Genomic DNA, 12,246 nt, shown 5'->3' on the forward strand with positions numbered 1-12,246 from the left:
CTCACCTTACCCTTTCAGTTCTTCGATCCGGGCAAGCACTTTGTCGCGTTTGTCCGCGTAATCTTTCTGTTTTGCGCGTTCTTCTTCAATAACCGCTGCCGGCGCCTTGGAAACAAACCCCTGGTTGCCGAGCTTTTTCTCGACGCGCTCTACCTCTTTGTTCAGGTGGTCGAGTTCTTTCTCGAGACGGGCGATCTCCTGGCTAATATCCAGCAGGCCCGCCAGCGGCAAATAAAGCTCAGTGCCGGTTACGACAGCCGTCATCGCTTTGTCCGGAGCTTCGGCCGACGTCGATGAAGCAAACTCGGACGTGTTGCAGAAGCGGCGGATGTAATGCGCGTTGCGGTCAATGATGTTGTGCAGTTCTTCGGATGCCGGCTTCAGCAGAAGCTCGACTTTTTTGCTCATCGGCACGTTCACTTCGGCACGAATGTTCCGCACGGAACGGATGATATCGATCAGCAGGTTCATCTCCTGAACCGCCTCCGGAGCGGAAAGCGCCTCGTCGTATTTCGGCCATTCGGCCAGCGTGATCGTTTCGCCTGCATGAGGCAGATGCTGCCAGATTTCTTCCGTAATGAACGGCATAAACGGATGCATCAGGCGCAGCGTGCGGTCGAGCACATAAGCAAGCACCGATTGCGTTTTGGCTTTGGCTGCCGCATCTTCCCCGTACAAGGACAATTTCGAAAACTCGATGTACCAGTCACAAAGATCGTCCCAGATGAAGTTGTACAGCAGGCGGCCCGTTTCGCCGAATTCGTAGCTGTCGATCAGGCGGGTGATGTCGCGCGCCGTTTCGTTGAACCGGTGCAAAATCCAGCGGTCAGCCGTGCTGAGCTCCCCCGTAATATCGATTTGTTCGGCCGTAAAGCCTTCCAGGTTCATCAAAGCAAAACGGGAAGCGTTCCAGATCTTGTTGGCGAAGTTGCGAGCCTGCTCCACGCGTTCCCAGCGGAAACGCAGATCCTGGCCAGGCGTGCTGCCTGTAGAGATCATGTACCGCATGGCGTCCGTGCCGTATTTCTCGATAACTTCAAGCGGGTCAACGCCGTTGCCGAGCGATTTGGACATTTTGCGCCCTTCGCTGTCGCGGACGAGACCATGCAGCAGCACGTCGTTAAACGGCATTTTTCCGGTAAATTCGATGCCCTGGAAAATCATCCGCGCTACCCAGAAATAAATGATGTCGTAGCCGGTAACCAGTACGTTCGTCGGATAATAACGTTTGAAATCTTCGTTGTCCGCATCCGGCCAGCCCAGCGTAGAGAACGGCCAGAGGGCGGAGCTGAACCAGGTGTCCAGCACGTCTTCGTCCTGGCGGATGTCGTCGGTGCCCAATTTGGCGCGTGCTTCTTCTTCGTTTTTGGCAACGACAAACTCGCCGGTTTCATTGGAATACCAGGCCGGAATGCGGTGGCCCCACCAAAGCTGGCGGGAAATACACCAGTCGCGGACGTTTTCGATCCAGTTTAAATAGGTTTTCTCAAAACGTTCAGGCACAAAGTTGACGCCTTCGCCGGCTTTTTGCGCTTTGATGGCGGCTTCAGCCAGCGGCTGCATCGCTACGAACCACTGCGTGGACAGATAAGGCTCGACAACGGCGCCGGAGCGTTCGCTGTGGCCGACCTGGTGCACATGCTCTTCAATGCGGATCAGGACGCCAAGCTCCTTAAGGTCGCTGACGATCTGCTTGCGCGCGTCGGCGCGGTCCATGCCCTGGTATTTGCCCGCTTCTTCGTTCATGATGCCGGATTCGTCCATCACGATGATTTGCGGCAGGTTATGGCGGAGACCGACTTCAAAGTCGTTCGGGTCATGCGCCGGCGTAATTTTTACCGCCCCGCTGCCGAAATCTTTTTCGACGTATTCGTCTGCGATAACCGGGATTTCGCGTCCGATAATAGGCAGCACCAAAGTTTTGCCGATCAGGTCTTTGTAGCGCTCGTCTTCCGGATGCACCGCTACGGCCGTATCGCCCAGCATCGTTTCCGGACGGGTCGTCGCCACCGTCAAATGGCCGCTGCCGTCTTTGAGCGGATACTGCAGATGGTACAAAGCCCCGTTGACTTCTTTATATTCAACTTCGATATCGGACAGCGCCGTACGCGCGGCCGGATCCCAGTTGATAATTTTTTTGCCGCGGTAAATCAGGCCTTTCTCATACAGCTTCACGAACACCTCGCGAACGGCGTCGGACAATCCTTCGTCCAGGGTAAAACGTTCGCGGGAGTAGTCCAGCGAAAAGCCCATTTTGGCCCACTGCTCGTGAATGGTCGCCGCATATTGGTCTTTCCATTCCCAAACCTGCTCCAGGAATTTCTCGCGTCCCAGATCATAACGGGATAACCCCTGCTCGCGCAGCTTCTGTTCTACTTTCGTTTGCGTCGCAATGCCCGCATGGTCGGAGCCCGGCAGCCACAAAGCGTCATAACCCTGCATCCGTTTGGTGCGGACCAGAATGTCCTGCAGCGTAAAGTCGAGCGCATGGCCGATGTGCAGCATGCCCGTCACGTTGGGCGGGGGAATAACGATGGTATAGGGCTCGGCATCCTGGCGCTGGCCTGCCTTGAAAAATTCATTGTCCATCCAGTAGCGGTACCATTTCTGTTCCGCCGTTTTCGGATCATAGGTTGTCGGCATTTCTGCCGAAGCTGGTGTTTTCTGTTCCTCAGTCATTGTGAAATTACCCTCCTAAAATGTTCGAAGATAATGTTGTAGAAATACAAAAAAGCCCTCCGTCTCAAAGGACGAAAGGCTTGATCTCTCGCGGTACCACCTTTGTTTCGTTTAAACGGCCACAGCGACTCTCAATAATCCTAAAAAGCCAGGCCGGTCAAGCGACACTTCAGCGCAAGGTAACGGCTGCGAGCCGGCCTGATCTAACCTTGAGTCTCCAAGGCTTCAAACAGGCAACTAACGGGTGACTTCGGCCAGCTGTGTCCTGCGGAATCTCCCAGCTAATGACTCCACTCTCTGAAGGGCATACGGCTTACTCTTCCCGGTCATCGTCTTTGACTATAGTTCATAATAACTTTCTTGTTCCCTATAGTCAATGGCGGGACGCGGAAACCTGACAACATTTGTGCTTTTTTCAGCTTATTTGTCTGTTTTGCGGAGTAATTCGTTTAAGAGTCCGGCTTACGGCAGATATAAGACCTGCCCTTCCTCGATATTTTGCTCGGATAAGCGGTTGTGAAGCAGCAGCTCACGCGCGCTCAAGCTGTAGCGGTCGGCGATGTCGTCAATGGTTTCCTCCCGCTGAACGATGACCATCCGCAACTTGCGGAACGGGGTTCCCTCGTTCAGATTGGAGATAAAGGCCTGCTTCCACTGCCGTTCTTCCCTTTCGGCCTGAAGGGCTTCCGCCGACGGTTCTTCAACCGGCTGCACCCGTGCCTCTTCCGAAACGTCCGAAGCTTTGGCGGAATGGAGCAGCTGGCTGAATCCAAACGGCTCCTTGTTTTCCGGGGCCGTTTTATTTTTGCTGCCCAAGGCGATTTTCATTTCCTGGGGTTTTTCCTCTTCTTTGTGGCCCGTTTCTTCCGGAAGGACATTTTCATTTTCCTCCGGCGCGTTCTCTTCGGCTTTGGCCGGAGCGTTATTCTCACCAGCCGGGAGCTCTTCAGCCGGCTTTTCTTCGGAGGCTACGACAACTTCTTCCGAACGTCCCTCCGGAAAATGATCCGGCTTCGGCTCCGAAAAACCTTTGCCGGAAAATACCGCTTGCGCGGCCGACTCCACCTCGGGCGTATCGATATGCCACACCTGGACTTCGGCCGGCTCACGCGGGACGGACTCGCTTTCCGCTTCAGCGGCCGGGAAACCCGAATTCGCGGCCTGACCGCCGCTGAAACCCGACCATGGGTCCGCTGCCGCCGGAGTCTGCGTGCGATTGCCCTGCAGCTCAGGGTTCGCCAGGGCCGCAAAGCTGATGTCCGGGAGCTGCTCTTCCCGCCCGCCGAAAACCTCGGCTTCAGCAGGCTCGTAAACGGAAGCGGAGCCGTTATCTTGTCCTAACCGTCCGGCCTGCTCGGCATCGGCCGAAGACCAGACGCCTTCGAAGCCCCCGCCCGGCTGCTCCTCTTCAGGGAACCCCGCGGCTTTAAAAATGAAAGAAGCCTCCTGCTGTTCCTCCTCCGCCTGATTCGCCTGGCCCTGATTCGTCGCAAAAGCTGCGCGCTCCTGTTCGGCATCCGTCTGTTCAGCGCCCTGCTCGACCTGCTGCAGAAACGAGGCATCCGCTTTAATCCAAGGGTCGTTTTGCGGATTAAAGTCCTGTCCCTGCACATAAGAAGCCGTATACTCCCGGCTGGTCCAGTCCTGGGCGACCGGGGCGAACGAAGACGTCTCGATGCCCTGAAGGGAAAGCACGCCCGTAACGTTCAAACTTCTTTCATTCAAAAGATCCACATCAAAATTTTCGATTTCGACCGAAATGTCCTCAAGCCGGGTCACCCGGTTAAGCGGTACTGTAATTTCGACCGGAATCAAATGGGAAAGCTCACGGCTTTCCCCGTCGCCGCGGTATAAACCCGTCAGCAGCAAATGCCCTCTCAAAGTTGCGTAATCATCGCCGGAAACTACCTGAATGCGGGGATAAAGCTCGATTTCTTCCAGCTCGTCAATGCCAACCTCTTCCGCCGATAAATGAACACGTTCATAGATATCGAATCTCAAACCGTAGGACTGATCGGACAAGGGAACATACCTCCTTTTTACGCTTGCCTAAAACGGGATTCTTCGCTTGTAACCCACAACCGAAGCTCAATCATCGCTCGTTTTTATCTATATGCCGTAAAAAGGAGAGCATGCCATTCTTTTTGTCCCTGCCGAAAAGTTAAAGCGGATTCCGGCCGCGCAGCCGGCCGTCCAAACGGACAAGCTCCTTCGGCCAGGGGTCTTCGATCTCAAGGATTTCGCCTGTGGCCGGATGTTCGAATGTTAATTTTTCGCCGTGCAGCGCCTGATAATCCAGCTGGTTTCCCGCGGCTCCATAAAGCTTGTCGCCGATCAGGGGATGGCCGGCATAAGCCATATGAACTCGGATCTGATGCGTCCTGCCGGTCTCCAGCCTCAAGCGGACCAGAGAAGCCGCACCCCGGCCTTCCCCGAAGGTATCCAGCAGCTCGACATGCGTGACAGCCGGTTTCCCTCCCGGCGATACGCGCTGCCTGCGGCTATTATGGCGATCCCGACCAATGGGCGCGTCAACGACGCGCAAGTCGGGACTAACCGTCCCTTCCACCCAGGCCAGGTAGGTGCGGCCGATTTTTTTCAGCGACATGGCTTCGTCCAGCTTCAGCTGAGCCCATTCGTTTTTCGCATAGAGTACCGGACCTGAAGTATATTCGTCAAGACGATGAATATGCCGCACGGCAACCCGTTCGCCCTCCGCTTCATAATGGGCGGCCACGGCGCTGGCCAAGGTCATCTGCCCGCCGGTGCCGTCCGGATGAACCTTCATCCCCGCTGGCTTATGGGCCACCAGACAAAAATCATCCTCGTACAAAATGACAGGGGGCTCCCCGGCAGGCGCAAAGCCATAATCGCGTTCCGGAAACACTTTTACGCGCAGCCGGTCTCCGGCGGGTTTAATCTCTCCTGCCGAGTCCAGACGCTTCAGCAGCTTGTCCGGCATCCCGGCTTCCCTGGACAGCCATTCGGCGGCGGCAGCTTGTTTATCTTCAGCGCCTTTCAGCGCTTTCCCCGGGGTGAGCTCCAGCCATTCTCCCCGGCGCGTGCCCAGTGCCTGCTGCATCACAGGCGCTGCAGCGCGCGGCGATGGGCTTCAATCGTAGCGTCGATATCGGCCTCCGTATGCACGCCCGAAACAAACATGCCTTCAAACTGCGAAGGCGCAACGCTGATTCCCTCATCCACCATGGCCGAAAAATAACGGCGGAACAAATCCAGGTCGCTGGTTCTGGCCGTGTCGAAGTTAATCACCTGCTCGTTGGTAAAGAAAGGGCAAACCATCGAGCCCACTCGGTTAATGGTACACGGAATACCGCGTTCCTTGGCGTTCTGTTCGAAACCGGCCTGCAAGCGGGCGGATAGGGTTTCAAGACGGTCGTAAACCTCAGGCGTCAGCAAAGACAACGTCGTAAAACCGGCCGTCATGGCCAGCGGATTTCCGCTCAGCGTCCCCGCCTGGTAAATCGGGCCCGAAGGCGCCATTTTCTCCATGATCTCCCGTTTCCCGCCATAAGCGCCTACCGGCAATCCGCCGCCGATCACTTTGCCGAGGCAGGTCAAATCCGGCGTCACGCCGAAACGGCCTTGGGCACAGTTCAGTCCCACCCGGAAGCCAGTCATTACCTCATCAAAAATAAGCACGCTGCCGTACTGCTCGGTCACGCTGCGCAGACCTTCCAGGAAACCCGGCTGCGGAGGAACTACGCCCATGTTGCCGGCTACCGGCTCCACGATAATGCCGGCGATTTCTTCGCCGAACTTTTCAAACGCCAGCTTTACGGTCTCCAGATCATTATAAGGCACCGTAATCGTATTGGCCGCAACACCCTCGGGCACACCCGGGCTGTCCGGCAGACCCAGCGTCGCTACGCCGGAGCCCGCTTTAATCAGCAAGCTGTCCGCATGGCCATGATAGGAGCCTTCGAATTTCAGGATTTTACTGCGGCCGGTATAACCGCGTGCCAGTCGGATAGCGCTCATCGTGGCTTCCGTGCCGGAATTGACCATACGGACGATGTCGATCGAAGGCACACGTTCCACGACCAGCTTGGCCATCTCGGTTTCGAGAAGCGTAGGCATCCCGAAGCTGGTGCCTTTGGCCGCCGTTTCCTGCAAGGCTTTTACAACCTCCGGATGGGCATGGCCCATAATCAGCGGTCCCCAGGAACCGACGTAATCGATAAAAGAATTGCCGTCAATGTCATAAATCCGCGGGCCTACTCCGTGATCGGCATAAATCGGCGTTAATCCAACCGACTTAAATGCTCTTACGGGGCTGTTAACGCCGCCCGGAATATACTGCTTTGCTTCTTCGAATGCCGCTTTGGATCGGGTGTCGTTCCGTTTCTGTTGACCTGTGCTCATTATTTTCACTCCTTGGTTATGTAAGGAAGGCAGAGCCGGCGTTTTCCGGACTTCTGCCTTCTTTTTGGTTTATTTCATTTTACCCGGATCGCCCGGAGAGATAACGCCTGACTGCCCGCATCTATTCCGCATCCGGCATCCGCCATCCGTCTTCTACAGTTAAGCTTCCCGCAGCCAGCGGGCCATATCTTTGGAGAAATAAGTGATGATCATGTCTGCGCCGGCCCGTTTCATGCCCAGCAGCATTTCGGTCACGATCGCACGTTCGTTGATCCAGCCCTGCTGCGCAGCCGCTTTGACCATCGAATACTCCCCGCTGACATTGTAAGCTACCAGAGGAAGATCAAATTGATCGCGGACCAGTCGAATAACGTCCATGAAAGCCAAAGCCGGCTTCACCATCAGCATGTCGGCGCCTTCCAGGACGTCTGATTCCGCTTCGCGCAGCGCTTCGCGCACGTTGGCCGGATCCATCTGGTAGGTTTTGCGGTCCCCGAACTGGGGCGCGGAATCCGCGGCTTCCCGGAACGGGCCGTAGAAAGCGGAGGCATATTTTACGGAATAAGACATGATCGGAATATGGGAAAATCCGTTTTCGTCCAGCGCATGCCGGATCGCCTGCACAAAGCCGTCCATCATGTTGGAGGGCGCGATGATATCCGCGCCGGCACGGGCCTGGGAAACAGCCGTACGCGCCAGCAGCTCCAGGGATTCGTCATTCAGCACATCGCCGCATACATGCCCGTCGCGCTCGAAGGTATGCACCATTCCGCAGTGTCCGTGATCCGTAAACTCGCAAAGGCAGGTATCGGCCACGACAAGCAGGTCCGGATAAAGCTTTTTAATGACCCGCGTTGCCTCCTGCACAATGCCATCATCCGCAAAACCGGAGCTGCCGATGGCGTCTTTTGTTTCCGGAATGCCGAATAAAAGCACCGCTTTGATGCCCAGTTCAACAATCTCCTTCACTTCCTGCTCAAGCGTGTCCAGTGAAAAATGATAGACGCCAGGCATGGACGGGATTTCCTTCTTGACTCCTGTTCCGTAAGCGACGAAGATCGGCTGGATGAAATCATCCACCGTCAGCACCGTTTCGCGGACCAGGCTGCGGATATTCGCGGATTGGCGTAAACGCCGGTGACGTACGATTGGAAAAGACATTTTGCAACAGCTCCTTAGCTTAATCTTGTTTTGCGGTTCAATTCGCATATTTGTTCGATCAGATTGTCGATCGTAGACTCCTCGGCCGTTACGGCAACCCTTAGCCCGGCTGCTTCGGCCGTTTTGGCCGTAATCGGCCCGATGCAGGCGATAGCCGACCGGTTAAGCACATCCGCAGGCTCTGAAAGCCCCATCCGTTCCAGCATCGCCAGCAAATGGGTGACCGTGGAGGAACTTGTAAAAGTTATGATATGAATGCTGCCTTCTTCAAGCAGGGAAATAAGCTCATCATCGTTTTCTTCCGGCAGGACGGTTTCATAAGCGACCATCTCGGTCACTTCCAGCCCATGTGAGCGGAGCGTCTCCGGCAGCCAGGAACGGGCCAAATTGCCTTTTGGCAGCAATACCTTTTGGCCCGGCGTCAACTCGCCCGAAAAACGTTTCTCCAGCCCTTCGGCTTGAAAATGTTCCGGCAGGTCTTCAGCTACAATGCCGCGAGCCGACAGTGCATCGCGGGTCGCCGGTCCTACCGCGGCGATCCGGGCCCGGTGCAGAAAGCGGATATCGGCTCCCTCCGCCGTCAAATGGCGGAAGAAATATTCCACGCCGTTGACGCTGGTGAAAAACACCCAGTCATACGCTTCCAGCGAAGCCAGGGCCCGCCGGTTCAGCTCCTGCGTCCGCTTATCCCGAGGCGGCACGGTTTCGATGACCGGACATTCATAAGGCTCTCCGCCCAATTCTTCGATCCTTCTCACCAGCTGGCTGGCCTGGGTTTTGGCGCGGGTAACAAGCACCCGGCTGCCGAACAGCGGCAGCTCTTCGGCCCAGCGCAGCGCCTCGCGCTGCAGCACCGCTTCCCCGACGACTATGACAGCCGGCGACTGGAAACGGGCTTCGGCCACTTTTTGCTCAATATCCGCCAAGGTTCCCGTCAGCGTCTCCTGCTCCGCTCTTGTTCCCCAGCGGACCAGCGCTACAGGCGTCTCCGGAGGACGTCCGTGCTCCATCAGCTGTTTGCTTATATAGCCGATTTTGGCAACGCCCATCATGAAGATTAAAGTCCCTGTAGCTTGAGTGACCTTGTCCCACTTGATGGAATGATCCAGCTTGTCGGGACTTTCATGACCGGTAATGATCGATAAGGAGGAAGCCAATTCCCGGTGGGTCACCGGAATGCCTGCATAAGCCGGAACGGCTATGGCCGCAGTAACGCCCGGCACGATTTCAAAAGGGATGCCATGCTGGCGCAGCAGCCCGGCTTCTTCGCCCACTCGTCCAAAGATGGTCGGGTCGCCGCCCTTCAGCCGGACGACGTTTTTCCCCTGCAGCGCCAAATCGGCCAGCAGCCGGTTGATTTCGTCCTGCTTCATCGTATGGCGGTCGGGCCTTTTGCCGACGTAGATTTTATCCGCTCCCTTTTTCATCCGCTTCAAAAGAGAGGGATTTGCCAGACGGTCGTATACGACAACGTCAGCCTGCTCGATGCACTGCAACCCTTTAACCGTGATCAGCCGCGCGTCGCCGGGACCCGCGCCTACCAGAAATACTTTCCCTTTCCCCGCCATCCGCTATCATCTCCTAATTTCAGCCAAAATATCTCCAGCCCCTTGGGCAATCAGCTTGTCGGCCACCTCTTTGCCAAGGTGCTCCGGATCGGTTCCGACGCTTGTCTCTTTAAGCACCGTTTCTCCGTCCGGCGAGCCGACCATACCGGTCAAGGTTAATACAGGCGGACTGTCCGGTTTGTCTTCCTGAACGGACAATTCGGCGAAAGCGCCGATCGGAATCTGGCAGCCGCCGTTAAGCTCGGCCAGAAAACGCCGCTCGGCCTGTACGGTAAGCGCGGTTGCCGGGTCATTGTACAGCGAGAGCAGGCGCCGGATTTCTTCGTCGTCTTCGCGGCATTCAATGCCGAGCGCCCCTTGGCCCACAGCCGGAATACAAATATCAGCGGGCAAATAGTAGCTGATCCGGTTGCCCCAGCCCATGCGCTGAAGCCCGGCGGAAGCCAAGATGATGGCGTCGAAACCTTCCGTTTCCAGCTTGCGCAGTCTGGAGTCGATATTCCCCCGCAACGCTTCGATCCGGAAATCAGGTCTCACCGCCTTCAACTGACTTGCCCGGCGCAGGCTGCTGGTTCCTACTTTGGCGTTTTGCGGAAGGTCCGCAAGCGAGGTCACCCCTTCCAGTGCCGTAATCAACGCGTCCCTGACATCCGCACGGCGGGGAACAGCCCCGTTAATCAGGCCTTCCGGCAGCCAGGCCGGCATGTCCTTCATGCTGTGCACCGCCATGTCGATTTCCTTATCCAGCATAGCCTGTTCAATTTCTTTAACAAAAAGGCCTTTGCCGCCTACCTTGGATAAAGTTACGTCCAGAATCTGGTCGCCCCGAGTTACGATTTTGCGGATTTCAAAACGAAAAGGCAGATTGTTGCTCTCGCAAATCCGGGTCAGGTCATCAATCACCTGTCCCGTTTGGGTTAAAGCCAGCTGGCTTTGTCTTGTTCCTACTATAATCGTCCGCATGCTGTTCATCCTTTCACAATCCATTCGTCTATTTGCTCGTCAGTCCAGAACGGAAGCCGTCCTGCTCTGATGGGTTCCAAAATATCCAGTTCCGCCAGCTTATTCAGCAGATCAGCCCTTCGCTCCGGCTCGGAAACCCGCTCTTTGATCCGTTCCCTTACGGTTCGGCAAAACCGGAGATAGATTTCATATTCGTCTCCATAGCGGGCGTTTAAGTCTTCGGCGATGCTGCGGGTCAGCACCGGACTTGCTCCCGATGCCGAAACCGACAATACGAGGTCTCCCCGCCGGATAACGGTCGGCGAAATAAAACTGCCGGCAGAGGCTTGCGAAGCCACGTTAACCGGGACGTTCAGCGACCTGGCTTCCTCCGCGACGCTCCGGTTCACGGCACCGTCAGGCGTGCAGGCGTATACCAAGCCGGCTTCCGCCAGCTTGAGGTCACCTGGCTGATAAGGCCGGTTAATCCAGCGGATTTGTCCGGCTGCCTGTTTCTCCCGCAGCACCGGACCCAGGTCCGGGCTGATCACCGTTAAAACGGCTCCTCCTTCAAGGAGCGGAAACGCTTTTCTGGCGGCTATTCGTCCGCCCCCGACAATCGCGGCCTTCAAACCTTCGCAATCCAGCATGATCGGGATATAATGCGCCATGGCTTGTTACCTCCAGTTCCAGCTGTGAAAGGCTGAGAGCGAATTGCTCAGAAAATTAATAATAATAACAGCATACCCCAGCAGCACCCATTTTGCCATGGATACCCCCGTAGCCCGCTTGTGTCTCCGAATTACAAAATAAAGCAGATAGACCACAAAGCCGGCGAAGGTTACAACCAGCTTGAAATCAAGGAAATCAGCCCAGTTTCCTTCTTTCGCTATAATCACCCCGGCAATCAGCAGGGATACCGCCAACAGCGAAACGCCCCATAAAACGGCAGCCGGGATGTAGCTGTCCAGAGACTCCAGGCTGGGCAGGCGGCGCAAAATATCCCCCCACTTCTTGACCTTAAGCCGATGATGCAGAAACAGATAAAGAACGGCAAGCACCGTAGCCATCGTCAAAGCCGCAAAACTGACGCCTGCCAGCACGATATGCAGCGTCAGCAGACTGTGCAGCGCATATCCCTGCAAATAAGCCTCCTGCCCTTCCGAGGACCCCAGCCTGCTTGCCACAAGCAGAACGAATCCGATAAGGCAAATCAGCATGACGGCCAATTCGGTCCGCGGCAGAAAGGTCAGGATGATGGAAACCAGCATCAGGCAGAGAACCACAAGCTGCAAATAATCATAGGTGGAAAAAAAGGCGGACAGCCCCTCCTCCAGGATCCGGACGCCGAAGATCAACAGCATCAAAAGCAAAGAACAAGCAAGAAGCCCTGCGCCCATCCGCTTTGCTCCCGGATTGCGGTAGAAGCAATTCGAGAAGAAAAACAGAAGGCTCAGGGCATAGATATAAATTACAGCATCGTCAATGATCGCAAGCTGCATCAAGGCTGCTC

9 protein-coding genes and 1 other annotated feature are annotated in these 12,246 nt (G+C 55.9%); all 9 genes read right to left on the reverse strand.

Annotated elements, in window-relative coordinates; genetic code table 11:
- Window positions 1–6: 6 nt before the first annotated feature.
- The 9 genes from AC3ZPD_RS10990 to ccsA all read right to left on the reverse strand — a co-directional run bounded on the left by AC3ZPD_RS10990 (window position 7) and on the right by ccsA (window position 12,235).
- Entirely contained in the window at window positions 7–2,679 is a 2,673-nt protein-coding gene (locus AC3ZPD_RS10990) for a valine--tRNA ligase (protein WP_490984343.1), read from the reverse strand.
- Window positions 2,680–2,743: 64 nt separating this feature from the next.
- Window positions 2,744–3,018, reverse strand: a binding site (T-box leader).
- Between the two features lie 123 nt (window positions 3,019–3,141).
- Window positions 3,142–4,701, reverse strand: a complete 1,560-nt coding sequence (locus AC3ZPD_RS10995) for a LysM peptidoglycan-binding domain-containing protein (RefSeq protein WP_490984344.1) — start codon at window positions 4,699–4,701, stop codon at window positions 3,142–3,144.
- Window positions 4,702–4,840: 139 nt separating this feature from the next.
- Complete coding sequence (locus AC3ZPD_RS11000; RefSeq protein WP_490984345.1) at window positions 4,841–5,761, reverse strand: RluA family pseudouridine synthase; 921 nt, start codon at window positions 5,759–5,761, stop codon at window positions 4,841–4,843.
- Window positions 5,761–7,062, reverse strand: a complete 1,302-nt coding sequence (gene hemL, locus AC3ZPD_RS11005) for a glutamate-1-semialdehyde 2,1-aminomutase (protein ID WP_490984346.1) — start codon at window positions 7,060–7,062, stop codon at window positions 5,761–5,763. Before hemL ends, AC3ZPD_RS11000 begins: the two co-directional genes overlap by 1 nt.
- Window positions 7,063–7,221: 159 nt before the next feature.
- A complete protein-coding gene (gene hemB / locus AC3ZPD_RS11010) occupies window positions 7,222–8,223 on the reverse strand; it encodes a porphobilinogen synthase (protein ID WP_490984347.1) in 1,002 nt (333 codons plus the stop codon).
- A 14-nt stretch (window positions 8,224–8,237) separates the two neighbouring features.
- A complete protein-coding gene (gene cobA, locus AC3ZPD_RS11015; protein WP_490984348.1) occupies window positions 8,238–9,791 on the reverse strand; it encodes a uroporphyrinogen-III C-methyltransferase in 1,554 nt (517 codons plus the stop codon).
- A 6-nt stretch (window positions 9,792–9,797) separates the two neighbouring features.
- Window positions 9,798–10,754: a hydroxymethylbilane synthase gene (gene hemC / locus AC3ZPD_RS11020; protein ID WP_490984349.1), complete on the reverse strand. Its 957-nt coding sequence runs from the start codon at window positions 10,752–10,754 to the stop codon at window positions 9,798–9,800.
- A 5-nt stretch (window positions 10,755–10,759) separates the two neighbouring features.
- Window positions 10,760–11,404, reverse strand: coding sequence for a precorrin-2 dehydrogenase/sirohydrochlorin ferrochelatase family protein (locus AC3ZPD_RS11025; protein ID WP_490984350.1), 645 nt, complete (start codon window positions 11,402–11,404; stop codon window positions 10,760–10,762).
- A gap of 6 nt (window positions 11,405–11,410) precedes the next feature.
- Window positions 11,411–12,235: a cytochrome c biogenesis protein CcsA gene (gene ccsA / locus AC3ZPD_RS11030; protein ID WP_490984605.1), complete on the reverse strand. Its 825-nt coding sequence runs from the start codon at window positions 12,233–12,235 to the stop codon at window positions 11,411–11,413.
- Window positions 12,236–12,246 lie beyond the last annotated feature (11 nt).

It is taken from the genome of Paenibacillus mobilis (assembly GCF_058267595.1).